24 protein-coding genes are annotated in these 25606 nt (G+C 56.7%); 14 read left to right on the forward strand and 10 right to left on the reverse strand.

The window, feature by feature from the left end; all coding sequences use genetic code 11:
- The first annotated feature begins 37 nt into the window (after positions 1 to 37).
- The gene (gene fbaB / locus ABIE02_RS07140; protein ID WP_032612519.1) at positions 38 to 1090 is read left to right on the forward strand and encodes a class I fructose-bisphosphate aldolase; all 1053 of its coding nucleotides are present in this window, start codon (positions 38 to 40) and stop codon (positions 1088 to 1090) included.
- Between the two features lie 38 nt (positions 1091 to 1128).
- Here the strand turns inward: fbaB and ABIE02_RS07145 are convergent, their stop codons facing one another.
- The 3 genes from ABIE02_RS07145 to ABIE02_RS07155 form a co-directional block, all read right to left on the reverse strand.
- The gene (locus ABIE02_RS07145; RefSeq protein ID WP_130588509.1) at positions 1129 to 2406 is read right to left on the reverse strand and encodes an RbtT/DalT/CsbX family MFS transporter; all 1278 of its coding nucleotides are present in this window, start codon (positions 2404 to 2406) and stop codon (positions 1129 to 1131) included.
- Positions 2407 to 2514: 108 nt separating this feature from the next.
- Positions 2515 to 4122 carry an FGGY family pentulose kinase gene (locus tag ABIE02_RS07150; protein WP_130588510.1) on the reverse strand — a complete coding sequence of 536 codons (1608 nt, stop codon included), beginning with the start codon at positions 4120 to 4122 and terminating at the stop codon, positions 2515 to 2517.
- Between the two features lie 11 nt (positions 4123 to 4133).
- Entirely contained in the window at positions 4134 to 4883 is a 750-nt protein-coding gene (locus tag ABIE02_RS07155) for an SDR family oxidoreductase (RefSeq protein ID WP_336994486.1), read from the reverse strand.
- A 157-nt stretch (positions 4884 to 5040) separates the two neighbouring features.
- Between ABIE02_RS07155 and ABIE02_RS07160 the strand changes: the two genes are divergently transcribed.
- Positions 5041 to 6075 (forward strand): LacI family DNA-binding transcriptional regulator, encoded by a 1035-nt coding sequence (locus ABIE02_RS07160; protein ID WP_032612510.1) that lies wholly within the window; start codon positions 5041 to 5043, stop codon positions 6073 to 6075.
- Here the strand turns inward: ABIE02_RS07160 and ABIE02_RS07165 are convergent.
- On the reverse strand, positions 6072 to 7013 hold the full coding sequence (locus ABIE02_RS07165) for a sugar-binding transcriptional regulator (protein ID WP_103792157.1): 942 nt from the start codon (positions 7011 to 7013) through the stop codon (positions 6072 to 6074). The two genes, ABIE02_RS07160 and ABIE02_RS07165, sit on opposite strands and share 4 nt — an antisense overlap.
- 201 nt (positions 7014 to 7214) lie before the next feature.
- On the opposite strand from ABIE02_RS07165, the gene dalD reads away from it, so the two are divergent.
- From dalD to ABIE02_RS07210, 9 genes are all read left to right on the forward strand, one after another.
- Entirely contained in the window at positions 7215 to 8582 is a 1368-nt protein-coding gene (gene dalD / locus ABIE02_RS07170; protein WP_103792156.1) for a D-arabinitol 4-dehydrogenase, read from the forward strand.
- Between the two features lie 9 nt (positions 8583 to 8591).
- On the forward strand, positions 8592 to 10055 hold the full coding sequence (gene xylB, locus ABIE02_RS07175; protein ID WP_117385308.1) for a xylulokinase: 1464 nt from the start codon (positions 8592 to 8594) through the stop codon (positions 10053 to 10055).
- A gap of 67 nt (positions 10056 to 10122) precedes the next feature.
- A complete protein-coding gene (locus ABIE02_RS07180) occupies positions 10123 to 11400 on the forward strand; it encodes an RbtT/DalT/CsbX family MFS transporter (protein ID WP_336994487.1) in 1278 nt (425 codons plus the stop codon).
- A gap of 308 nt (positions 11401 to 11708) precedes the next feature.
- Positions 11709 to 12863, forward strand: a complete 1155-nt coding sequence (locus ABIE02_RS07185; protein ID WP_032612499.1) for a mandelate racemase family protein — start codon at positions 11709 to 11711, stop codon at positions 12861 to 12863.
- Between the two features lie 36 nt (positions 12864 to 12899).
- Positions 12900 to 14516: an ABC transporter substrate-binding protein gene (locus ABIE02_RS07190; protein ID WP_144882964.1), complete on the forward strand. Its 1617-nt coding sequence runs from the start codon at positions 12900 to 12902 to the stop codon at positions 14514 to 14516.
- Positions 14513 to 15550, forward strand: coding sequence for an ABC transporter permease (locus ABIE02_RS07195; RefSeq protein WP_032612495.1), 1038 nt, complete (start codon positions 14513 to 14515; stop codon positions 15548 to 15550). Before ABIE02_RS07190 ends, ABIE02_RS07195 begins: the two co-directional genes overlap by 4 nt.
- Positions 15547 to 16452 (forward strand): ABC transporter permease, encoded by a 906-nt coding sequence (locus ABIE02_RS07200; RefSeq protein ID WP_032612493.1) that lies wholly within the window; start codon positions 15547 to 15549, stop codon positions 16450 to 16452. The genes ABIE02_RS07195 and ABIE02_RS07200 overlap by 4 nt, the downstream gene beginning before the upstream one ends.
- Positions 16415 to 17287, forward strand: coding sequence for an ABC transporter ATP-binding protein (locus tag ABIE02_RS07205; RefSeq protein ID WP_213019185.1), 873 nt, complete (start codon positions 16415 to 16417; stop codon positions 17285 to 17287). Before ABIE02_RS07200 ends, ABIE02_RS07205 begins: the two co-directional genes overlap by 38 nt.
- A gap of 9 nt (positions 17288 to 17296) precedes the next feature.
- Entirely contained in the window at positions 17297 to 18070 is a 774-nt protein-coding gene (locus ABIE02_RS07210) for an ABC transporter ATP-binding protein (protein ID WP_103792153.1), read from the forward strand.
- Positions 18071 to 18145: 75 nt separating this feature from the next.
- On the opposite strand, the gene yegS is transcribed toward ABIE02_RS07210, so the two are convergent.
- The 3 genes from yegS to yegQ all read right to left on the reverse strand — a co-directional run bounded on the left by yegS (position 18146) and on the right by yegQ (position 21238).
- A complete protein-coding gene (gene yegS, locus ABIE02_RS07215; RefSeq protein ID WP_032612488.1) occupies positions 18146 to 19045 on the reverse strand; it encodes a lipid kinase YegS in 900 nt (299 codons plus the stop codon).
- Between the two features lie 128 nt (positions 19046 to 19173).
- Positions 19174 to 19512, reverse strand: coding sequence for a hypothetical protein (locus ABIE02_RS07220; RefSeq protein WP_059307547.1), 339 nt, complete (start codon positions 19510 to 19512; stop codon positions 19174 to 19176).
- Positions 19513 to 19876: 364 nt separating this feature from the next.
- Positions 19877 to 21238 carry a tRNA 5-hydroxyuridine modification protein YegQ gene (gene yegQ, locus ABIE02_RS07225; protein WP_032612485.1) on the reverse strand — a complete coding sequence of 454 codons (1362 nt, stop codon included), beginning with the start codon at positions 21236 to 21238 and terminating at the stop codon, positions 19877 to 19879.
- 354 nt (positions 21239 to 21592) lie between these two features.
- Between yegQ and ABIE02_RS07230 the strand changes: the two genes are divergently transcribed.
- A complete protein-coding gene (locus ABIE02_RS07230; RefSeq protein ID WP_032612480.1) occupies positions 21593 to 22120 on the forward strand; it encodes a cytochrome b in 528 nt (175 codons plus the stop codon).
- Between the two features lie 87 nt (positions 22121 to 22207).
- Here ABIE02_RS07230 and ABIE02_RS07235 read toward each other — a convergent pair whose 3' ends face one another.
- The 3 genes from ABIE02_RS07235 to ycgZ form a co-directional block, all read right to left on the reverse strand.
- Positions 22208 to 22474, reverse strand: a complete 267-nt coding sequence (locus ABIE02_RS07235; protein WP_032612594.1) for a biofilm development regulator YmgB/AriR family protein — start codon at positions 22472 to 22474, stop codon at positions 22208 to 22210.
- 50 nt (positions 22475 to 22524) lie between these two features.
- Positions 22525 to 22839: a hypothetical protein gene (locus ABIE02_RS07240; RefSeq protein WP_032612478.1), complete on the reverse strand. Its 315-nt coding sequence runs from the start codon at positions 22837 to 22839 to the stop codon at positions 22525 to 22527.
- A gap of 139 nt (positions 22840 to 22978) precedes the next feature.
- Complete coding sequence (gene ycgZ / locus ABIE02_RS07245; RefSeq protein ID WP_032612477.1) at positions 22979 to 23218, reverse strand: regulatory protein YcgZ; 240 nt, start codon at positions 23216 to 23218, stop codon at positions 22979 to 22981.
- Positions 23219 to 23520: 302 nt separating this feature from the next.
- Between ycgZ and ABIE02_RS07250 the strand changes: the two genes are divergently transcribed.
- Complete coding sequence (locus tag ABIE02_RS07250; protein WP_059307549.1) at positions 23521 to 24741, forward strand: diguanylate phosphodiesterase; 1221 nt, start codon at positions 23521 to 23523, stop codon at positions 24739 to 24741.
- Positions 24742 to 24855: 114 nt separating this feature from the next.
- The gene (locus ABIE02_RS07255) at positions 24856 to 25599 is read left to right on the forward strand and encodes a MerR family transcriptional regulator (RefSeq protein WP_032612475.1); all 744 of its coding nucleotides are present in this window, start codon (positions 24856 to 24858) and stop codon (positions 25597 to 25599) included.
- The last annotated feature ends 7 nt before the right edge of the window (positions 25600 to 25606 follow it).

The raw sequence follows: 25606 nt of genomic DNA on the forward strand, positions 1-25606 counted from the left end.
ATGCCGACGCGCCGTCGGCACTGACGGGAGGAAAACCATGACTGATATTACGCAATTGCTTGGCAAAGATGCCGACAGCCTGTTACAGCATCGTTGTATGACCATTCCAGCCGACCAACTTTATCTTCCTGGCCACGATTACGTTGACCGCGTAATGGTGGACAACAACCGCCCACCGGCGGTGCTGCGCAATATGCAGACGCTGTATAACACCGGACGTCTGGGCGGAACCGGCTATCTGTCGATCCTGCCGGTGGATCAGGGTGTGGAACACTCTGCGGGCGCATCCTTCGCCGCCAACCCGCTCTATTTTGATCCGAAGAACATCGTGGAACTGGCGATCGAGGCGGGCTGTAACTGCGTGGCTTCTACTTACGGCGTGCTGGCGTCGGTCTCCCGCCGTTACGCGCACCGTATTCCGTTCCTGGTGAAACTGAATCACAACGAAACCCTGAGCTACCCCACCGAATATGACCAGACCCTCTACGCCAGCGTTGAGCAGGCCTTCAATTTGGGTGCAGTCGCGGTAGGTGCCACCATCTATTTCGGCTCTGAGCAGTCGCGCCGCCAGATTGAAGAGATCTCGGCTGCCTTCGAGCGTGCCCATGAGCTGGGGATGGTAACCGTGCTGTGGGCCTATCTGCGTAACCCGGCCTTCAATAAAGACGGAACGGATTACCATGTTTCCGCCGATTTAACCGGCCAGGCTAACCATCTGGCGGCGACCATCGGGGCAGATATCGTCAAACAGAAAATGGCCGAAAACAATGGCGGCTACAAAGCGGTCAAATTTGGCTATACCGACGATCGCGTGTACAGCAAACTGACCAGCGATAACCCTATCGACCTGGTGCGCTACCAGCTGGCGAACTGCTATATGGGCCGCGCGGGGCTTATCAACTCCGGCGGTGCGTCAGGGGGAGAAACCGACCTCACCGATGCGGTGCGTACGGCGGTGATCAATAAACGTGCCGGTGGCATGGGGCTGATCCTCGGACGCAAGGCGTTTAAAAAATCGATGGCCGACGGCGTGAAGCTGATTAACGCCGTGCAGGATGTCTATCTGGATAAGAAAATTACCATCGCCTGAGCAGGCGGCCCGCCTCTTTATCAAGCGGGCCGTTTAAATCATATTACGCCGATCGGGGTTTTTTCCGGCGCAACCGCGAGGTTAAACCCCGGCTGCTCGACGCGAATAAAGGCGCAAATCACAAAGGCCAGCAGGTAGAGCGCCGTGTAGGCGATGACCACGCCAAGGGTGCTGAAGTAGGGAAGCAGCACCACCGCAATGGCCGGGGCGAGGAAGTTCGACAGCCCGGCCGACAGGTTATAGACCGAAATCGCCGCTCCGGTGTGCTGAGGTTCCAGCGCGGGGAAGACCGCCGCCATAGGAACGAATGCTGCCACAAAAATGCCCAGCGCAATGGCCGGCACCAGCGCCATGGCAAAGTTATGGCCAAAGTGGAGCGGCATATAATAAAACGCCAGGCTTGATGCCGCCATGCCAAGACAGCCAAACCAGCGAACCACCTTCATCCAGCCTAATTTTTCAGCCACGATCCCCCAGAAAACGTTGGAGAAGATGGTGGTAAAGAAGAAGACCGCCCACACCTGCAGCCACTCGGAGGTGGTAAACCCCAGCTCGTCGACAAACATCATCGGCATGATCACCGCAAAGCCAAACAGCGACAGGGTGTTAATAATGCGCACAATGCCGGAGAGAAAAATATTGCGGTTGGTGTAAATAAGGGTCACCGCCCGGCCAAGTTCGGCAAATTTATCCCGGGTGGAGAGATGATGCATGCGATCGGGGACTTTAACCTCGCGCAAAGAAACCATAGCAATGATCCCACCGGCCAGACAAAATACCAGTGCCAGCCATAGCGTACCCATCTCGCCAATATAGGGGATGGTGAAGCTGGGAATATAACTTCCCGCCACGCCGATACCGACAGAATATACCGCCCAATACCATCCCAGCGCCGAGCTGGTATTTTCCCCACGCACGTTGTGAATAATGATCACGATAAATGAATAGAGGAATAATGGATAAGCGAGGCCGCGAATGCCGTAAAAGAGCAGCATTAGCGCATAGTTTGACTGCCCGAGACCGAAGACCAGGAATAACACATGGAATATGCACCACAGCACAAAGCCAATCAGCATGGTTTTTTGCGGGGTAATGATCTCCGCCACTACGCCTGAAACCCACGCCGACAGCGCGGCGGCCAGGCCATAGAGGGTGAAGGCCATCGAGGCCTGCGCCGGGGTAAAGCCCAGCGATTTGATGTAGTGCGATAAAAACGCCAGCTCAAACCCATCGCCGGTCATAAAGATGGCGATAGCCAGATATCCCCACAGTAAATTGAGCGGTAATCCAAGCCAGTTTTTTTGAGATAATGCCATATTAACCTCGTTTGTAGCGTACAGGTGGTTACACTCCGAAATGAATTCGGAGTGTGTTTTTTTATTATTAACGTTACTTTTTCCCGGCAATAAAATAGCGCGGGGTGGTTACTCTTTTATCAATTTGGCGGTGTGCTGGAGCTGTTTATAAATGTCATAGCGACGCTGGTGAAGAGCCTGCCAGGCGTCGTCTGGCGAATAATAGCGATCGACATGGGTAAACTGTTTCATAGCGTCGGTTACGGAGGGGGCAATATTCCCCGCAACGGCGCCAAGAATTGCGGAACCCAACAGCACCGGCTCGCTGCACTGGGTGGTTAAAATCGGCATTCCGCAGGCGTCGGCCAGAATCTGCCGCACCAGGGGATGCTGACCCGCCCCGCCGCTGATGGCGATATTGCGCGTGTTGACCCCGCAGGCGCGCTGGGCATCGAGGATTTGCCGCAGTCCGTAGCCGATGCCGCACAACCCGGCCATATACAGCGCCAGCAGGTTATCCAGATCGCGCTCCATGCCCAGCCCGCAGATAATGGCCCGGGCATGTGGATCGGCAAAGGGGGCGCGGTTGCCTAAAAATTCCGGCACTACGTGCAGGCCTGACGCGAGCGCAACGGCCTCCGATGGCTGGGCGCACCGCTGCATCACCCTGTCGGCAAGCCAGACCGGTAGCGGTTGCCCGGCGGCTTGCGCCAGCAGGCGAGCCTCTTCAGCGGCCGGGTGAAACGCCAGCAGCTGATCGATAGCAGCCCCGGCGGCGCTCTGTCCGCCCTCGCTGAGCCATAGCCCAGGCACCATCGCACTGTAGTAAGGCCCCCAGACGCCCGGCACAAAGGCCGGTTCGGCTGTAGAGGTCATGGTGCAAGACGAGGTGCCGAAGACATAGGCCAGGTTGCTTAGCGCTCCCTCTTCAACGCCCACGGTGCCTATCCCGCCCGCGTGCGCGTCGATCAACCCCACCGCCACTGGCGTACCGACAGGCAAGCCCATCTCACGCGCGGCCTGCTCCGTCAGGCCGCTGGCGCAAGGGGTTCCCGGTGCCAGGATCCGTTGGCCGATGCGGGCGAAGTTTTCATCCGCCAGCTCCGAAAGCCCAATGGTGCGAAAATAGTCCGCGTCCCAGCGATTTTCATGCGCAAGCCAGGTCCATTTGCAGGTCACCGTGCAGATGGAGCGCGCCAGATCGCCGGTAGCGCGCCAGGTCAGGAAGTCGGCTAAATCAAAAAACTGGCCCGCGCGGTCAAAGATCTCCCGGCGATGCTCCTTCAGCCACAGGAGCTTTGGCGTCTCCATTTCCGGCGAAATTTTGCCGCCAACATAGTTCAGCACCGGATGGTGGGTCGCGTTAATGCGTTCAGCCTGCGCCGTCGCGCGGTGATCCATCCACACGATGACGTTATGCTCAGCGCACCCTTCTGCGCTCACTGGCAGCGGGGCGCCATCTTTATCCAGTACCACCAGCGAGCAGGTGGCATCAAAGCCTATCCCGGCCACGCTCTGAGGCGCGACGCCAGCGCTGTCGAGCGCGTCGGCAATACAGCGGCAGACGGCCTGCCAGATTTGCTCGCTCGACTGCTCCACTCGCTGCCCGCTGCGGCGAACGGTGGTGATTTTATGCGTGGCGTGCGACAACAGTTGGCCGCTCAGATCGAAGACGCCCGCGCGAACGCTGCCGGAGCCGACGTCCACGCCGATAACGGTTTGCTTTACGTGATTCATGGCGGTCTACCTTATAAATCGACGCTGTTAGGCAGGATAACCAGATCGCGCACGGTGACGTTTTTCGACCGGGTCACCATGAACAGCACCGACTCCGCAACCTCAATGGGCTGCATCAGGCTGCCGTTGGCCAGGGCTTCATCCATTTTTGCCTGTGGCCAGTCGTCCAGCAGGGCGGTGACAACCGGGCCGGGCAGAACGGCGCCCACGCGTACGCCATGCTCAGCCACCTGACGGCGGGTAGTGTGCACGAACGCCTGAACCGCAAATTTAGAAGCGGTGTAAATAGGCTCCCAGATCACCGGCACCACGCCAGCGATGGAGCTGGTAAAGATGATATCGCCCGATTTTTGCGCAATCATGTGCGGCAGCACGGCGCGCACGCAGCGGAACGCGGCGTTGATGTTGAGATTTAATACCCGATCCCACACGTCCGGATCCCCTTCGGCGACCGGGCCACCGATGTAGACGCCGGCATTGGCATGGAATATATCCAGCCTTCCGGCCAGCCCAATAATCTCGACGAGCATGTTGTCTACCTGCTCTGGCTTAAAGAGATCGATCTGCAGGGCGTAGGCGTTGCTCCCCAGTTCCGCGACGATCTGCTTCAGCTTTTCACCTTCGCGATCGATAAGCACCACTTTGGCGCCAGCGGCCAGCAACGTTCGGGCGCACTCCAGGCCAATACCGGAGGCGGCTCCGGTAATAGCGGCCACTTTGCCATTCAGGGAAGTATTCATGGAGGGGACGGAGTGATTCATTTTATAATCCTTTTTAACATGAGTATTTTTAATGAGCGCAACTCTCACTGAATTCGGATTTTTTCTGGTAGGTGAAGCAAGTTGCTCAATCGATGAAGCAGATCTAGCATTTGCTCGATTAGCCAGCAAGTGACATTCAAAATGAAGAGGCGAATTTGTGACGCGCGTTGAGAAAACGAAGAAAACGACCATCTACGATCTGGCGGAATTAACGGGCGTTTCCGCCAGCGCGGTGAGCGCGATTTTGAATGGCAACTGGAAGAAACGCCGCATCAGCGCAAAGCTTGCCGAAAAGGTGACGCGCATTGCTGAAGAGCAGGGCTATGCCATCAACCGTCAGGCCAGCCTGCTGCGCAGCAAGAAGTCGAACGTCATCGGGATGATTGTGCCCAAATATGATAACCGTTACTTTGGCTCCATCGCCGAGCGGTTCGAAGAAATGGCCCGTGCCCGTGGCCTGCTGCCCATCATCACCTGCACCCGCCGCCAGCCTGAATTAGAGATCGAAGCGGCCCGGGCCATGCTCTCCTGGCAGGTGGACTGGGTGATCGCCACGGGCGCGACGCATCCTGACAAAATTGCCGAAATGTGCCATCAGGCGGGGGTGCCCACCCTCAATCTCGATCTGCCGGGCACGCTGGCGCCGTCGGTCATCTCGGACAACTATGCGGGGGCGAAGGCGCTTACCGAAAGGATCCTCGCCACCAGTCTGAAGCGTTTTGGCTCGCTGGCCCCGCTGACTTTTGTCGGCGGGCGTATGACCGATAACAACACAGCCGAACGCCTGCGGGGGTTTATTGATGCCCACACCGAGGCAGGCTTAACCGTTCCCAACGCGCAGCAGCTGGTGACCGGGTACTCCTCGTCGCGGGTAGAAGGGTTGTTAAAATCGGTGTTTCACTCGCCGGAGGTGCGGCTGCAGGGGCTGTTCGTCAACTCAACGATCTCCCTTGAGGGGGTAGTGCGCTGGCTGGCGCAGAGCGGCCAAACGGGCTCGCGCCAGCCGCCGATGGGGTGTTTCGACTGGGATCCCTTTGTCTCTCTCCTTGGGCACGATATCGACATGGTGCGTCAGGACGTGCCGGCAATGCTCGATAAGGTGTTTGAGATCGTCGACTCCGGCGATACCTCGATACGCCGTATCGAGATCGCGCCGGAACTGGTCGGCAGCATGAATGTCGCGGAAGACTAGCGGGTTAACAGCCAGCGGGCGGTATGTTCATCGGTCACCAGGCCGTTGATCCATTTGCCTTTTAAGGCTGCCAGTATTGCCGGACGCTTGTCTTCGCCACAGGCCGCCGCAATGCGTGGGCAAGGGTTTTGCCGAATATCGTAGCTGGTGATCAGGCCGTTTATCAGGGTTTCGACGACCTGGCCTTCAGCGTCAATGAAGCGGCCAAGAATTTCACCCACCCCGCCGTGGGCGGTTAATTCATCGAGCTGCGCCCGATCGATAAAACCGTCTTTGAAGATCGGGCTTTGTACGCCCAGGGCGCCGATGCCGACAAAGATCACGTCGGCTTCCTGCGCCACCGTCGAGACGTTGTGAAAAAGTCGCGTGCCGCACCACAGCTTATGCTCTTCGCGCGATTGCGCGTAGCGAGGGGCGGGCCACTGATAATATTTGCCCTGGATTTTACTCGCCAGCAGTAATGGCACATCGTCGTAGTAGTTACACTGACCGTGCTCGTTCATGGCGCTTATCAGCGCCACGCACCGGCTGTTCGGGCTATCGAAATCAATCCGTTTGATGGTCTTTTTTAGCGTCAGACCGGAGCCAATCCCCACCACCCGTGGCGTTTCGCCCTGTAAGTAGCGGGCCATCAGCTGATAACAGCCAAAGGTCACCGCATCCAGCATGCTCTCGCTGGTATAGACGGGCACGATGGTGCAGTCGCTTAGCTGGTACTTTTCCTGCAACAGCTGGGCATAGTTAAGGCAATGAGCGACAGGATGGTGTAGCCCAATAGAGACAATGCCTTCCTCTTTGGCGGCGGCAATCAGACGCTGCACAACTGGCCTTGAAGTTCCAAGCTGACTGGCAATTTCGCTCTGGTTCAGCCCGGTGACGTAGTACATCCATGCGGCTCTGACCTTTTGATCCAGCCTGATGTCATCTTCTTTGCTCACGCTTTCCTGCCTCGATAATGGGGCCAAATGCCTGGCCGATAAGCCGTTATTCTGGCGGCAGCTCAGTAAGGAGGCAAGTGATTTGCTCGCTATTGGTCATTTGTAATTTATTTGGTCATTTGCTCTTTTGTGATCTAACGCTCTTACTTTACACAAATGATTAACTACAGTGCGTACATAACCTCACAGGAGAGCAGAACAATGCACGAGCAAAATACCTGGCTTCACATCGGATTAGGATCGTTCCACCGTGCGCATCAGGCGTGGTATCTACATCGCCTGATTGCCGCAGGGGATACCCGCTGGCATATCGCGGCGGGGAATATTCGCAATGATGCTGAGAACGTCGTTCAGGCGCTGATGGCCCAGAAAGGGCGCTATGTGCTGGAGACCGTCAGCCCGGCGGGCGAGCGCGAATATGAAGAGATCACCTCGCTGCAAAAACTGATTCCATGGCAGGCGGATCTACAGCCGCTGATTGCCGAAGGCGCCAGGCCGCAAACGAAAGTGATCGCCTTTACCGTGACGGAAGGGGGGTACTATCTGAACACAAGTCATAAGCTGGACGTGAAAAATCCGGATTTGGCAGGCGACCTGCAGGGAGCGAGCAATACGATCTATGGCGTGATCGCCCGCATTCTTGAAGCCCGTATGGCCAACGGCGCCGGGCCGTTAACTTTGCTGAACTGTGATAACGTCCGCCATAACGGCGAGCGTTTCCACGATGGCCTTGTTGAATTTTTACACCTCACCCACCGTCAGACGGTGATCGACTGGCTGCACGTTAACGCGACCTGCCCGAATACCATGGTCGACCGCATTACGCCGCGCCCGGCAGCCGATCTTCCGGCGCGGATCAAAGCGCAAACCGGCATTGACGATCGCGCGCCGGTGATGGGCGAAACCTTCATTCAGTGGGTGATTGAGGACAACTTCCGCGACGCGCGTCCGGCGCTGGAGACCGTCGGCGTGGAGCTGGTGGCGTCGGTCATTCCGTATGAAGAGGCGAAGATCCGCATTCTTAACGCCTCGCACAGCTGTATCGCCTGGGCGGGAACGCTCATCGGCCAGCGCTATATCCATGAAAGCACCCTGACCGATTTCATCTACCGGATAGCCGATCGCTACGTGACGGAAGATGTCATCCCGAGCCTTGGCGATAACGGCATCGATTTACCCCTCTATCGCGATGTGGTGCTTAAACGCTTTACCAATCCCTACATTCAGGATACCAACCAGCGCGTGGCGGCCGACGGGTTCTCCAAGATCCCGGCCATGATCGCCCCGACCCTGCGGGAATGTTATCAGCGCGGCGCCCGCCCTGAGGCCACCGCCATGCTGCCGGCGCTGTTCTTCGTCTTTATGCAGCAGTGGCATCTCGGCAAACTGCCGTATGTGTACCAGGACGGCATCCTGGACGCGGCCGCGGTGCACGCCATGTTTGACGCGGCCGATCCCGTTGCGGTGTATGCCGGGGATAAAGCCCTGTTTGGCGATCTGAGCGAGCGGGCGGATTTTGTTGCGCTCCTGCGCGAGAAGATCGCCACCGTTAATACACTGATCGGTTGAGGGGGCGCTATGTATCTTGGCATCGATCTGGGCACCTCAGAAGTGAAGGCGCTGGTCATTGATGAAAATAACGACATCGTCGCCAGCCACAGCGCGCCGCTGACTATTCAGCGGCCACATCCCCACTGGTCGGAACAATCCCCGGCGTCCTGGTGGGAGGCAACGGAATACCTGATGACGACCCTGCGCGAGAAATGCGGGGACCACTGGCAGGCCATTAAGGCTATTGGCCTCTCCGGGCAGATGCATGGCGCGGTCCTCCTGGATGAAAAGGGCGAAATCCTGCGCCCGGCTATCCTGTGGAATGACACCCGCAGCGCGCAGGAGTGTGCCGAGCTGGAAGAGCTCGCCCCCGAGCTGCATCAGGTGGCCGGCAATCTGGCGATGCCGGGGTTTACCGCCCCGAAACTGCTGTGGGTGCGTCGACATGAGCCGCAAATCTTCGCGCGCATTGCCAGCGTACTGCTGCCGAAAGATTATCTGCGCTTCAAAATGACCGGCAAAAAAATCTCCGATATGTCTGATGCGGCGGGCACCCTCTGGCTGGACGTCGGTAAGCGTGACTGGTCCGATGCGCTGCTGCAAAAATGCGGCTTAACCCGCGAAAACATGCCCTCCCTGGTGGAAGGGTGCGAGGTGTCGGCCACTCTCGAGCCAGGCCTCGCGCAACGCTGGGGTTTGCACTCCTCGGTGATGGTGGCCGGGGGCGGGGGTGATAACGCCGTCAGCGCCATCGGTGTGGGGGCGGTGTCGCCGGGTGATGCGTTTATTTCGCTGGGCACCTCGGGGGTGCTGTTTGTGGTGACAGACGCCTACCGTCCTGCGCCGCAGTCAGCCGTGCATGCGTTTTGCCACGTGCTGCCTAATCGGTGGCATCAGATGAGCGTCATGCTCAGTGCGGCCAGTTGCCTGCAGTGGTTTTGTCGTCTGGTCGGCACCACCGAGGCCACCCTGCTTGACGAAATAGCCCAACTCTCGGACGCTGAAAAAGCCGCTGCGCCGCTGTTCCTGCCCTATCTGTCCGGGGAACGAACCCCGCACAACGACCCCAACGCCCGGGGAATGTTCTGGGGGCTGACCCATGCCAGCCAGCGGGCCACCATGGGGTACGCCGTGCTGGAGGGCGTCAGCTTCGGCATCGCCGACGGGCTGCGCGTCCTGCAGGAGAGCGGCACCCGGACAGAGCAGTGTTCGCTGGTGGGCGGCGGGGCCAGAAGTCCGTTCTGGGCCCAGCTGCTGGCGGATATTCTGGATCTGCCCGTCATCACTCACAAAGGCGGTGAGACGGGCGGGGCGCTGGGTGCCGCACGACTGGCATGCCTTGCCGCCGGTAAATCGCTGGCCGCGGTGTGCGAAAAACCGGAAGTCCATAAAATCTGGCGCAGCGATCCGCAGCGACACGCCGCCCTGATGCAGCGCTATCAACAATTCATGGCCCTCTATCAAAACGACCTGAACTATCGAACTCATTAATTTTAATAAAAAACGCCCTCTGGCAATACTGCCAGAGCGGCGCCCTGTACCTAAAAAAGAGGTCAATATGTCGTTAAACACGAAACAATGGCTGGGGTTACCGCTGAGCCTGGTCTGGGGATACATCGCCATTGCCGTCTTTATGACCGGGGATGGTTTTGAACTGGCGTTTCTTTCCCACTACATCAAATCGCTCGGGTTTACCCCGGCGCAGGCCTCGATGGCCTTCACTCTCTATGGCCTGGCCGCCGCGCTGTCGGCATGGGTCTCGGGCGTAGTGGCAGAGATCATTACCCCGCAAAAAACCATGCTGATTGGCTTTGTGCTGTGGTGTATTTTTCACGTGCTGTTTATGGTCTTTGGCCTGGGCCATACCAACTACGCGCTGATTTTACTGTTCTACGGCCTGCGCGGTCTGGCCTATCCGCTGTTCCTCTACGCCTTTATCGTTGCCATCGTTCATAACGTGCGCAGCGACAGCACCAGCGCGGCGCTGGGTTGGTTCTGGGCGGTTTACTCTATCGGCATCGGGGTTTTCGGAAGCTACATTCCCAGCTTCACCATCCCGCATATCGGGGAAATGGGTACGTTGTGGCTGTCGCTGCTTTTCTGCGCCATTGGCGGCATTATCGCCCTGGTCTCCCTGCGTAACATCAAGACTCCCCGGCATATGCAAAACCTTACCACCCGGGAAAAGTTCAGCGAGTTGGGGCGCGCCGCTACTCTGCTTTACACCAACCGCAGCATCCTGCTCTCCAGCATTGTGCGCATTATTAACACCCTGTCGCTGTTTGGCTTTGCGGTGATCATGCCCATGATGTTTGTCGACGAGCTGGGGTTTACCACCTCCGAGTGGCTGCAGGTGTGGGCGGTCTTCTTCTTTACCACCATCTTCTCCAACGTTTTCTGGGGGATCATGGCTGAAAAATTAGGCTGGATGAAGGTGGTTCGCTGGTTTGGCTGTCTTGGCATGGCGGCATCAAGCCTGGCGTTTTATTATATGCCGCTCCACTTTGGCCACAACTTTGCCATGGCGCTGGTGCCGGCCATTGCGCTGGGCATTTTTGTGGCGGCGTTCGTCCCTATGGCCGCGGTCTTCCCGGCGCTGGAGCCGCAGCACAAGGGGGCGGCTATTTCGGTCTATAACCTGTCGGCCGGGCTGTCGAACTTCCTCGCTCCGGCGATCGCCGTGGTGCTGCTTCCCTACTTCAGCACTATTGGCGTGGTCATCGCCTACAAGCTGCTCTATCTGTTGGCCTTCGTACTCTGTCCGTTCATTCGCGTTGAGCAGCCGGGATTTGCTTCGCAGCGCACGGCTGAAAGCAGGGTGGCGGACCTCTCTTAACAGGCACATTACCGGTTCCTGATGGCTGGAAACCGCTGAATAACCTACCAAACTGTGAGCGCAGATCCCCCGGGGATGTCACCGGTCTTATGCGTCCTGCTCTGCGCTTACACCCCTTCCGATCCAGCTCACACTTCGTTGCGCTTTTGTGAAAAGTGTCACTTCCTCCCGTGCATATGCCCAATAAATGGGCAGCGCTTAGCGGAATTTGTCTAAGGCAGTGGATGAATTTTGCGCTTACAGTTAGTTTCGAAACAGCTTTTCAAATTGCTAAAGGCACTGAACCTACGTTGTTTTAAGGACTCATAATGAAAATCGAATCTGTAAACGTCACCGTCTTTCAGTATCCCACGCGTCGGGTTTCCGATACTGCCGGGCATTCCCATCCGGGACCAGAAAGCCTGGCAAAAATGGCGATGCTAACCATTACCGCAGACGATGGCACCAAAGGGTATTCATTTGCACCGCCGGAAGTGGTGCGCCCTTTTGTGGTCAACACCTTCTTTCGTAAAGTGATGATCGGCCAGGACGCGTTTAATCGCGAGAAGATCTGGCAGGAGCTGGCACACTGGCAGCGCGGCAGCGCCCACCAGTTGACCGAACGTGCGCTGGGGTTTGTTGAGCAGGCGCTGTGGGATCTGATTGGTCGTAAACTCAATATGCCGGTGTGGAAGCTGCTCGGCGGCTACCGCGATAAAGTTCCGGCTTATGGCAGCACCATGTGTGGCGATGATCTGCCCGGTGGTCTCTCCACGCCGGAAGAGTACGCCAGCTTTGCCGAAAAACTGGTGGCCCGCGGTTACAAAGCGATCAAGCTGCACACCTGGATGCCGCCCGTCTCCTTTGCCCCCAATCCAAAAATGGATGTCAAAGCCTGTGCCGCGGTGCGTGAAGCGGTCGGCCCGGACATCGACCTGATGATCGACGGCTACCACTGGTACAGCCGCGCCGAAGCGCTCTACATCGGCAAAGAGCTGGAAAAACTCAACTTCGCGTGGTTTGAAGAGCCGATGGAAGAGGAGAGCATGTCCTCTTATGCCTGGCTGGCGGAAAACCTCTCCATTCCGATCATCGGGCCAGAAAGCCTGGGCGGTAAACACCACAGCCGTGCCGACTGGGTGAAAGCCGGGGCCTGCGACATCCTGCGTGCCGGAGCCAATGGCGTCGGTGGTATCTCGCCAACCCTGAAAGTGGCCAACCTCGCAGAATCGTTCGGCATGGACTGCGAAGTCCACGGCAACGGCGCGGCAAGCCTGGCCGTCATTGGCGCGATCAAAAACTGCCGCTGGTACGAGCGCGGCCTGCTGCATCCGTTCCTTGATTATGATGAACCGGCAGCGTATCTGCACAGCCTGATCGACCCAATGGACGATGAGGGCATGGTCAGCCTGCCGACTCGCCCGGGACTCGGCGAAGACATCAATTTTGCGTATATCGAAGCCAATACCGTCAGCCACGACTGATAAATAAAACTTCTACCCTACAAACGGTATACACAGATGAAGAAAAACTCCCTCACCGGGGCGTGTTTACTCGCGCTCTCGCTGATGATGGGGAGCGGGGCGGCGTACGCAAAAACGCCGCCCGATCAGCTCATCATTGGCATGAACATGAACAACCTGCTGACCCTCGATCCGGCCGCGATGACCGGTAACGAAGTGGTCGGCATTGTGGTCAATCTTTACGATTCACTGGTGGAACTGGATCCCAATACCCTCACCAACGTTAAACCGGCGCTGGCGAAATCCTGGGACATTTCGCCGGACGGCAAAACCCTGACCTTCCACCTGCGCGACAACGTGACCTTCCACTCCGGCAATCCGCTCACTGCCGAGGATGTGGTGTGGTCGATGCGCCGCCTGCTGCACCTGAACCTGGCCCAGGCGTCGGTGTGGAAATCTTACGGCTTTTCCAAAAAGAATATTGACCAGCAGATTAAAGCCCTGGATGACTACACCGTGCAGCTCACCCTGCCAAAGGCTAACGATCCGCAGCTGGTGATCTACTCCCTCGGCGCGCTGGGCAACCTCGGCGTGCTGGACCGCAAAACGGTGCTGAGCCATGAGGTGAACAGCGATTGGGGCAACCGCTGGCTGACCATCAACGAAGCCGGTTCCGGGCCGTTTATGCTCGAGACCTGGCAGGCAAAAGACGTGCTGCGCATGCAGCGCAACCCCAACTACTGGCGTGAAGAGCCGAAGATGAACCGCGTCGTGTTGCGCCATTTCCAGGAGTCGCAGACGCTGCGCCTGATGGTGGAGAAGGGCGATCTGGATATCGCCAGCAACATGGCGGTGGCCGACATCAACGCCCTGCGTAAGGATCCGCAGCTGACGGTGGAAGCCGTGCAGAAGGGCACAGTCTACTACGTGGCGATGAGCATGAAGGAGGCGCATTTCGCCAACCCGAAAGTGCGCGAAGCGGTGCGCTACCTGATTGATTATCAGGGGATCAACAAGGCGCTGATGCCGGGCTACGGCGTGCTGCACCAGCGGCCAATCAAGGCGGGTATGCCGTCCACCTTGCCGGATCCCGGTTATAAGCTGGATATCCCGCGTGCCAAAAAACTGCTGGCGGAAGCAGGCTACCCGGACGGTTTCGACACCACTTTGCGGGTACTGGCGGATCAGCCGTTCCTCAATATCGCCATCGCGGTGCAATCCACCCTGATGCAGGCGGGCATTAACGCCAAAATCATCACTGGCACCGGAAACCAGATCTACGGTGCGATGCGCGAGCGTAAGTTTGACATGCTGGTCGGGCGCGGCGGCAGCGGCGTGGAGCCGCATCCACACTCCAGCCTGCGCGCGCTGGTCTATAACCCGGACAACAGCGACGAAGCCCGGCTGACCAACTTCCAGGGCTGGCGTACCAGTTTCTACGACAAGCCGCTGAACGAGATGATCGACAAAGCCCTGCTGGAGCGCGATCCGCAGAAACAAGTGGCGGATTATCAGCAAATTCAGGTGCGTTATGACCAGCTGATCCCGGCTCTGCTGCCGCTGTCGCAGATGGTCGATTCGGTAGTGGTGCGTAACGAAGTCAAAAACTTCCAGTCGCACCCGTCAGCGACCACCTTCCTGCGGGAAGTGTACAAAACCGGAGGTGAAAAATGAGCGTTGCGATCCTTGCGCCTGGCTCCCGCACCCGCCGTTTTTCAAAACGGTTAACCCAGGTGCTGGTGACCCTGTTCGGTCTGCTGGTGCTGACGTTCTTTATTGGCCGCGTGATGCCGGTGGATCCGGTGCTGGCGATTGTCGGACCGGATGCCGACCACAGCACCTACCAACAGGTCTATCACCAGCTGGGTTTTGATCAGTCGTTGCTGACGCAGTTCGGTATCTACCTTGGCAACCTGCTGCAGGGGGATTTTGGGAATGCCCTGCTGACAGGTAAACCGGTGCTGGATGACATTCTGCGTGTCTTCCCGGCGACGCTGGAGCTGGCGACGATGGCGATTATTGTCGGGGCCGGTTTAGGCATTCCGCTGGGGGTCCTGGCCGCCGCGCGACGCAACAGCGTCTCGGATTACGTGGTGCGCATCATCAGCCTCGCCGGGTATTCCACGCCAATCTTCTGGGTCGGGATGATGGGCCTGCTGCTGTTCTACGCCTGGCTTGGCTGGGTGGGCGGCGCCGGACGGCTGGATCTGGGCCTGGATGGCCTGGTGCCACGCCGCACCGGGTTAATGACCGTCGATGCCCTGCTGGCAGGCAACAGCACGGTGTTCTGGAACGCCATCAACCACCTGGTCCTGCCCGCCTCGCTGCTGGGGTTCCACTCGCTGGCCTACATCAGCCGCATGACCCGCAGCTTTATGCTGGCCCAGCTGTCGCAGGAGTTCATCATCACCGCCCGGGTGAAAGGTTTAACCGAGCGGCAGGTGATCTGGAACCACGCGTTTCGCAATATCCTGGTGCAGCTGCTTACCGTGGTCGCGCTGGCCTATGGCTCGCTGCTTGAAGGGGCGGTACTGATTGAAACCGTCTTCTCCTGGCCGGGTTTTGGCTCCTATCTCACCGGTAGCCTGCTGCTGGGGGACATGAACGCGGTGATGGGCTGCGTGCTGCTGGTGGGGATCATCTTTGTGATGCTCAACCTGCTCTCCGACATGCTGTATCAACTCTTTGACCCGAGGACGAAATCATGACCGTTTCTCTGGATACACCTCTGCAACCTGTCCGCAGCGAAGGGCGCCAGCGTCTGACGCGGATGGCCCGCCGTACCTTCGGGTTTGTCGGGCAGATGGCGCGCAACCCGCTGACGGCCATCGGTGGCGGCATCATCCTGCTGCTGTTGATCGTGGCAGCCTTCGCACCGTGGATCGCGCCCTACAACCCACTGGTGCAGGATTTGAATAACGCCCTGGTGGCACCGAATGCACAGCACTGGTTCGGCACAGACGAGTTTGGCCGGGATATCTTCAGCCGTCTGGTCTACGGCTCGCGCATCACGCTCTATATTGTGCTGCTGGTGTCGGTCACCGTCGGGCCGCTGGGGCTGCTGTTGGGCGTGACCGCCGGGTACTTTGGCGGCAAAGTCGATGCGGTGTTGATGCGCGTTACCGATATCTTTATCTCTTTCCCGAGCCTGGTGCTGGCGCTGGCGTTTGTCGCGGCGCTCGGTCCGGGGCTGGAACACGTGGTCATTGCCATTACGATCACCGCCTGGCCGCCGATCGCCCGTCTGGCCCGCGCCGAAACCCTCTCGCTGCGTCAGGCCGACTTTATCTCTGCCGTACGCTTACAGGGCGCGTCCCCGGTGCGGGTACTGTGGCGGCATATCGTTCCCCTGTGCCTGCCGTCAGTGATTATCCGTATCACCATGAACATGGCCGGTATCATCCTGACCGCCGCCGGTCTCGGCTTCCTCGGCCTCGGCGCGCAGCCGCCGGAGCCGGAGTGGGGAGCGATGATCTCCAGCGGGCGTACCTACATGATGGAGTGCTGGTGGGTGGTCACTATTCCGGGGCTGGCGATCCTGATCAACAGCCTGGCGTTTAACTTTTTAGGAGATGGCTTACGTGACATCCTCGATCCTCGCAGCAACTGATGCGCCACTGCTGGACGTGCGTGACCTGCACGTTGACTTTATCAACGGACGCGCGGTCACCAACGCGGTGCGCGGCGTCTCCTTTCAACTCGGGCGAGAGAAGCTGGCAATCGTCGGCGAATCGGGTTCCGGGAAATCCACCGTCGGGCGGGCGCTACTGCGCCTGCACCCGGCAAAGGCGCAGATCAGCGCCACCCGGATGCAGTTTGGCGATGTGGACTTACGCACCGTCAGCGAGGCGCAGATGCGCGGCATTCGCGGCAAGCGTATTTCGATGATCATGCAGGATCCGAAATACTCCCTCAACCCGGTGGTGTGCGTCGGGGATCAGATTGCCGAGGCCTGGCTGACCCACCATCCGGGGCGCAAGGCGGAGGCGAAAGCCAAAGTGCTGGAGATGCTGGATGTGGTGCGCATTCGCCAGCCGGAGCGGGTGTATCAGCTCTATCCGCACGAGATCTCCGGCGGACAGGGGCAGCGCATCATGATTGCCATGATGCTGATCACTGACCCCGAACTGGTGATCGCCGATGAACCGACCTCGGCGCTGGACGTTTCGGTGCGGCTGCAGGTGCTGGGATTACTTGACGATTTGGTCCAGTCCCGTGGGCTGGGGCTGATCTTTATCAGCCACGATATTAACCTGGTGCGCAGCTTCTGCGATCGGGTGCTGGTGATGTATGCCGGACGGGTGGTGGAGTCGATTGCCGCCTGTGACCTGCATAATGCGAAGCACCCCTATACCCAGGGGCTTATCAATGCCCTGCCAGAGATGAACCACCGCCGTCCGGTGCTGCCGGTGTTGCAGCGCCAGGCCAGCTGGTTGACGGAATAAGGAGCGAAGATGATCGAGGTAAAAAACCTGAATCTGGCGTTCGGCGAAGGCGAGAAACGCAGCCAGGTCCTGTATGACGTCAACATTAACGTCCAGCCGGGGGAGATTTACGGCCTGGTGGGGGAGTCCGGTTCCGGCAAAACCACGGTGCTGAAGTGCCTGGCCGGATTGTTCACCCACTGGGACGGGGCGCTGGCGATTAACGGCCAGCCGCTGGGGCGACGCATCAGCCCCCAGCGCTGTCGGCTGGTGCAGATGGTGTTTCAGGACCCCTATGGTTCGCTGCACCCCCGCCACACCATCGGCGATATTCTGGAAGAGCCGCTGCAAATTCACGGCATCAACGATCGGGAGCGGCGCATCCACGCTCTGCTGGATAAAGTGGGCCTCAACCGCGCCTTCCGTGACCGTTATCCGCATCAGCTCTCCGGCGGTCAGCGCCAGCGTGTGGCGATTGCCCGGGCGCTGATTCTGGAGCCACAGGTGCTGCTGCTTGACGAGCCGACCTCGGCGCTGGATGTGTCGGTGCAGGCGGAGATCTTAAACCTGCTGGCTGAACTGCAACGCGAGTCGAACCTCACCTACCTGATGGTGACGCACGATCTCGGGGTGATCGCCCATCTCTGCCAGAAGGTGGCGGTGATGCAGTACGGGAAAATCCTCGAAACCCTGACGGTAGATGATCTGGTGGCGGGGCAGGCGCAAACGGATTACACCCGGATGCTGGTGAACGCCAGCCAGCAGTACTCCCGCGAGATGGCCCGGGAGGTGGCGGTCTACTAATGCCGGATGGTGCTGCGCTTACCTGGTCTACAAAACCCGTAGGCCCGGGCAGGCGCAGCGCTGCCGGGCAGACCCTCAGCGCAGAAGCGGACAATCCGGCGGCAACCGACACTGGAGCGTGCCGGGCAAGAGCGTGATGCGGAAATGGTCGCCGCTAAGCGGTTCGCCATCCAGGTTAAACGTCATGCCGTGCGGGGCGACGATCTCAAACCAGGCTGACTGGCCGTCAATGACGTTCGGGCTTTCTTCCGGGTTGGTCAGCGTCGTCAGCAGCGACGGGAGCAGTTCGTTGGCAGAAAAAATGCGCAGCTGTAGCTGTCCATCGTTAATCAATGCATCCGGGCAGAGCTGCTGCCCGCCTCCCGCCTGACGTCCGTTACCGATACCGATCACCAGCGCATCCCCTTGCCAGCGAAAATTCTCGCCGCGAATTTCACAGCTGTCGGGCTTGAGTAAATCCATCCGCGCCAGTCCGTGAAGCAGATATGAGACGCCGCCCAGCGCGGCTTTCATTTTTTCCGGGGTTTCACTGGTAATACGCGTGCCAAACCCGCCGGTCGCCATATTGATAAAGCAGGTTTCGTCATTCACACGGGCAATATCTACCGCCGTGGCTTTACCCGCAATCGCCAGCTGCAATGCTTTATCGAGGCTGTCGGGGATCCCGGCGCTGGTGGCAAAATCGTTGGCGGTGCCGAGCGGCAAAATGCCCAGCGCGGGACGCTGCGCCTCAGGCAGGGCAATTAGCGCCGTCGCCACTTCATTGATTGTGCCATCGCCACCGCCTGCAATGACAGTTTCCACCGCGAGATCGCAGGCTTCTTGTATATAACGTGCTGCATCACCTTTCTCCCATGTCACGCGGACATGGATCACCACGCCTTCTTCCCGAAGAAGCGTTACGGCTTCGCGCAACAGTTCGTTGCCTGAGCCCTTGCCGTTCAGAATTAATAAACTTGCCGGATAGGTCGCCATCCACATTGCTCCTGTGCTGATCTTTCAAAAGTGTATCGCAGCGCGGAGAAAAGCGGGTAAGAAGAGGACGAAAGGATAAAAATTAAATGAGTGGCGAGCCAAAACGTGCGCCACTCGGACCACCTCGTTTATGACGCTATAGCACCATAAGGGCACAAAGCGAACACACAATCCTGGCGATGTTCGCAGCGGGTGAGCAAGGTACCGTCATTGCCCGGGCACGTCGAGTTCGCCAGAAATGATGACCAAAAGGGCGGGGTATAAGGAAACGCTCGCAGGATGTGCAACTTTCTGAGCCTGCCATCCACAGCGATTCCGAAAGGGCCGGTCACCAGAACCGAGCCGGGGCTGATAAAGTAATCGCCTTTATACCAAATTATCAGCCTGAGATTTTTAACTGTAAGAACATGAATGAAAATTGTTCCGGTACGCGGGCACACCATCCTCTCTTCAACCACCCAGTACATGTATTTCTCCTTATCCTTAAGTGAAATTCCATTCATACAGAGAATAACATCGTACAGGTGCTTGAAAAGCCTGACTTTACGAAATTCATAAATTCCGGCATTTCTCATTGAAAATAAAGATAAATTTACGTTAGGGAAACTTATGGATGGGGCAGAAAAGCAGGGGCGAAGGCGGAAGAAGGGCGTTTTACAGACAAAAAAATTAGCCTGCGTAAGGGAGATTACTCAGGCTAAGGAGGTGGTTCCTGGTACAGCTAGCATTTATGGGTTATGTTTTTCAGCGTTATCAATAATAACCGTAAAAAACGCAGCGGTATGTGATCGGATTCTAAGAATCATCCCATACCAAAAATAACACAATTGACTAGCCAGCATGCGGGTTACGGGTGTTTTCCCCGGTGAAATTACGCATCAGCAGGGCATAATCCAGCGAAATATCTTCCGGCACAGGCAGCCAGACGGTATGACCATCACCCGGTGCGACTGATACGGCTTCACCTTTACCATTCTGCATATGTTCGAGAGTGAAATTCACGTTGCCCTGTGGGGTCATCAACTCCAGGCTGTTACCCACAAGGAATTTGTTTTTCACTGCAACCGCTGCCAGTGGACCTTTGCGCTCGCCGGTGAACTCCCCGACAAACTGCTGGCGCTCGGAAAGCGAGTGGCCATATTCATAGTTCTGGTAATCGTCATGGGTATGACGACGCAGGAAGCCTTCGGTGTAGCCGCGGTGTGCCAGCCCTTCCAGTGTTTCCAGCAGGGTCGGGTCGAACGGTTTACCCGCCGCTGCGTCGTCGATCGCCTTGCGGTAGACCTGGGCGGTACGCGCGCAGTAGTAATAGGATTTGGTGCGGCCTTCGATCTTCAGCGAGTGCACGCCCATCTGGGTCAGGCGCTCAACGTGGGCGATGGCACGCAGATCTTTGGAGTTCATGATGTAGGTGCCGTGCTCATCTTCGAACGCGGTCATGTATTCGCCCGGACGCTGGGCCTCTTCAATCATAAACACGCTGTCGGTTGGGGCACCCAGACCTAATGTTGGCTCAATGGTCTGCACCGGGATCGGCTCGTGCTTATGCACGATATTGCCCACCTCATCCTGTTTACCTTCCTGGACTTTATATTCCCAGCGGCAGGCGTTGGTGCAGGTCCCCTGGTTCGGGTCACGTTTGTTGATGTAGCCAGAGAGCAGGCAGCGGCCAGAATAAGCCATGCACAGTGCCCCGTGGACGAAAATCTCAAGCTCCATTTCCGGCACCTGGCTGCGGATCTCTTCGATCTCTTCCAGCGACAGCTCGCGGGACAGAATCACGCGGGTCAGCCCCATCTGCTGCCAGAATTTCACTGTTGCCCAGTTAACGGCATTGGCCTGCACCGAGAGGTGAATGTCCATCTCCGGGAAGTTTTCCCGTACCAGCATGATTAAACCCGGGTCCGACATAATCAAGGCATCAGGCCCCATCTCCACCACCGGTTTCAGGTCGCGGATAAAGGTTTTCAGCTTGGCGTTATGCGGGGCGATATTCACCACCACGTAGAATTTTTTCCCCTGCGCGTGGGCTTCGTTGATGCCGAGCTGCAGATTCTCGTGGTTGAATTCGTTATTACGCACGCGCAGTGAGTAACGCGGCTGGCCCGCATAGACGGCATCGGCGCCATAGGCGAAAGCGTAACGCATATTTTTCAGCGTTCCCGCCGGGGAGAGGAGTTCCGGTTTAAACATGTTTGTTCTCGTTCTGATGACAGGTCAGATGCGCACACCAGGTGGGCGCCGGGAGGAGATCCCATACATTAAGGGCGGGCATTGTAACGCTGCGGGGCAGGGAGGTAAACCGTTATCCCGACAGCCGTTAAGGTTCTGGCTTCAGAATTTTCTCATCATTCTGGCGAATGATTCTTAGGCACATCGCCTCCTTTCTCATATATCGCTCAGGCCAGGATACCTATGATATCGCCAGGAAAAGCCGTTCTGGCCCCAGGGATGATAACCGCGCAGGCTGCGCACAAAAATTATGATCACAGCTAATTACCCACAGGAGGTGGCCTTCTTTGGGTTGAATTTTGAGGACAATGTTTTATGTATGCTTCACGTAGGGTAGCGAATCGTTACGATCCCTTTTCCCGTCTGCTGCACTGGGTGGTGGCGGCAGTGATTATTTATGCCATGTGCATGGGGTATATACTTCACGCGCTGGAAGGGACGCGCTGGTTCCATTTTTTCTCGGTGCTAAACATGTCGCTCGGGACAATGGCGACCCCCATTATGCTGGTGCGCTTTATCTGGCGCTTCTTTCGCCCGTCAGTGCCCTACCCGGATAGCGTGGCTGGACGTAAAAAACAGCTGGTGGTCTTTCTGCATGAAATCTTTTACCTGACCATCATGCTGGTGCTGGTAAGCGGTTTTTTAATGCTGCATAAGGATTATCAGTTCTTTGGTTTACTGCACGTTTCCCGGCCCGTTAACGTTGACGTGATTAACGATTTCTTCTTCAAAATTCATAGGGTGAGTTGCATTACACTCGGCGTGATTTTGTTCATGCACGTGGCGGCAGTGATTCGATATACCCTTCAAGGCCAGGGGGAAATTTTGCGGCGTATGTTGTAGAGCGATGTAGAGTAGCAGTGCTGCGGGTTTGGATAAAAAAACGCCGACGGCAGGACAGTACAGTCGGCGTTTAATTCAGCGGGGCGCTCAGAGGTCGTCCTGGGTGTGATCGACAATAATTTCCAGCGTTTTACGGATGATATCGGCTTTGACGACGTCGTGAGTGGACTCAATCTGCTTAATCAGTCGTAAAATAATCGCTTTATTGGTCACCGGTTCCTTCGCAGCATGAATAGCGCCCATCACAGATTCAAGCAGCGCCCACTCTTCGGCTAACAAACCGCCCGCGCTGCGGAAATAGTTGGATAACGCAGCATTAGGCAGTTCTTCGTACAAGTCTGGATTCTGGAGCATAGCCTGGCTCATAGTGTCACACCGGTTAAGTTAATAAATTAATAATACAGTCAGTGTTTTTTGCTGTTGGCGTGCTGGCTATTGCCAAACAGAGGATAAACATTGCTGTTGTTTCGACCATCCGTGTCCCAATCCTGCTGTTCATTCATTGGCTTGCGTTGGGCACCACCTTTACCATCGTTGGAAATTTCCAGGATGATTTGGGAAAGCACGTTCCGACGCTGGCCGTCTCGCTCTGCCGATAACATCTGTTGCAGCCTCTGTAGCAAGAGTTTCATGCTGATGGGGCCGTTATCCTTAAGCAAAGAAAGAGTGGCTTCGCCAATAAGTTCATCAGTTAATCGTTCATGGTCACTTCTGTTCATAACTACGTCTCTGTTGCCACACTTACCTGTTAGAGGAATTGCGGCCTTAAGTCAGTCTGTCGTGACAGTATAAAAAAACTGTCCTGGAGAAAAAACCGACTTGAAAACAATTCAATTAGCGGCTGTGGGCTTACATATCTTAACGTTCAAAAAGCAGGCCAATCAGCGTTTGGTAACGGCTCTCCTCTTCCTGATCGGTTGCCTGTTCCATCCGGTAAAGCAGTCGGGTGCAGATGGCTTTCCGGTTGAGGATTTTTCCTTCCCTCAGTAGCTCCACAACGATTTGTCCCAGCGTCTCCTGCTGAGAAGGCTGGTTAGCTTTATTAAAGTACTGGGTAATGGCATTGGCTGTATTCGGTGCAAACCCGTTCTCGCGCATATGTCACTCCTGAAATCCGCAGAGCTAAAATGGTTAATATCTTGTTAACTGGTGAATACTGTACATACTAATTGTACAAGTTAACAAATATATTTTGATCATTACGTGCTAAACTATATATATCAAAGATTTAATTATAAAAAATTCGGTGAAAAAGGAAGAAAATATTGTACATTCCTGGCGTTTTTAACCGTTATTGTCGGAATACAGAAAGGGCGAGAAAACCCCCGTGTGGGTTAACAAGACGTAACGCCAACCTTCTGATACTGTGAACTTTCATTCACCTCCGCTATTGGAAACTTATGCTCACTACCATCATTTACCGTAGTCACTTTCGTGATCACGTACCGGTTACTGTGCTGGAAGACATGGTTGTTGCAGCAAACAAAAAAAACAGCGAAGCCGGGGTCAGCGGCATTCTTCTGTTTAACGGAAAGCTCTTTTTCCAGTTGCTTGAAGGACCCGAGGAAAACGTAAGAGCGATTTACCGCGCTATCTGCGAAGACCCGCGTCATCACAACGTGGTGGAACTGCTATGTGACTATTCCCCCGCGCGGCGTTTCGGGAAGTGCGGTATGGAACTCTTTGATTTACGACGATACGATCGCGAAGAGGTGCTGCAAAACGTGCTGGATAAAGGCACGACCAAGTACCAGTTGACCTACAACGACAGGTCGTTGCAGTTCTTCAGAACTTTCGTCGAAGAGAGTGAAAAAGAGAACTATTTTGAGCTGCCTTCAGGGGATCACTGGGACTTTATTGCTGATACCGGCGCCCCCAGCGTTCGTGCGCTGTCGCGGCGCTACAGCGAGGTGTGCAACTTTGCTTTTCAGCCGATTATCGATCCGCTGGCACGGGAAATCGTCTCACTGGAGGCCCTTATCCGTACCCCGGATGGCGGGGTATCCCGGCACTGGTTTGAGGGGTTAGTGGGAGATGAACTCTACGAAGCCGATCTCAAAAGCAAAAGCGTCGCCTTTGCGATGGCCAGCGCGCTGGGGCTGGGAGAGCAGAGCCTCTCTGTTAACCTGCTTCCGATGACGCTGGTCAACGTGCCTGATGCGGTCAGCTATCTGATTCAGGAGATAGAGGCCAACGGGCTGGTGCCCGAGCAGATCGTGGTGGAATTTACGGAGAACGAAGTCATCTCCCGTCTCGACGAATTCACCGGTGCGGTGCGTGAGTTAAAGGCTGCGGGGATCGGCGTGACCATCGACCACTTTGGTGGCGGTTTTGCCGGTCTGTTGCTGTTGGCACAGTTCCAGCCAGACCGGATTAAGATTAACCGTGACCTGATCCGCGACGTACACAAGAGCGGTCCACGTCAGGCCATCGTGCTGGCAATCATCAAATGTTGTACAGCTTTGGAAATTCTGATCTCTGCGGTCGGTGTCGAGCAACCGGAAGAGTGGATGTGGCTCGAATCGGCAGGTATTTCTCACTTCCAGGGACACCTGTTTGCCCACCCTGAACTGGCCGGTATCCCGCCTGTGGCGTGGCCTGAGCTAAAAGAAACTTTCTGAAACTGATCCACACCGGGCAGTGATACAATTCTGTTGTACAATATAACAAGTTGTACACCCCGGTGAGATTCGTTACTTTGGTTAACGAATCTATTGGTCAGACAGGGAGAATCGATGGCCTTTTACAGTATTGGCGATGTAGCAGAACGCTGCGGCATAAATCCCGTTACGCTACGTGCATGGCAGCGTCGGTACGGGTTGCTAAAACCGCAGCGTAGTGAAGGCGGGCATCGACAATTTGACGATGACGACATCCTGCGTATCGAGGAGATCAAACGCTGGATTGAGCGTGGCGTGCCGGTCGGTAAGGTCAAAGCCCTGCTCGATCAGGACAAAGTCCCTGAGCCAGGAGACTGGCGTACCTTGCAGGAAGAGATGATGGGCATGTTGCGTCAGGTCAGCCCGGGTAAGTCCCGCGCGCAGATTGTCGCATTCTGCCAGCACCACGCTGTCGAGGTCCTGATTGACCACGTTTTTATTCCCGTCCGGGAAAACCTCAGCCTTGATCAAAATACCGCAAGTATCATGTGCAGCCTGCTGGACGGCATTCTGATCGAGCAGGCAGTCACCAGCCTGAGCGAGTCACGCAGCAAAGCGGGCCGGGATGCATTATTGATTGGCTGGAGCGTGGAGGACCGTACCCGTCTGTGGCTGGAGGCGTGGCGTCTTTCGCAGCGTGGCTGGCGCATTAACGTGTTTGCTGAACCGCTGGAGTTACCTCATCCCGAGTTCTTCCCCGGCCAGCACATCCTTGTCTGGGCAGGCCCGGTGTTATCGCCACAACAGCGTCTGCAGCTTGAGCACTGGCAAAAGCAGGGTTACAGCATTACCGCCCACGGGCTGGCCGAGGCGGCCTGAGCGTATC

Source organism: Leclercia sp. 1548 (assembly GCF_050435045.1).
Taxonomy (GTDB): Bacteria; Pseudomonadota; Gammaproteobacteria; order Enterobacterales; family Enterobacteriaceae; genus Enterobacter; species Enterobacter adecarboxylatus.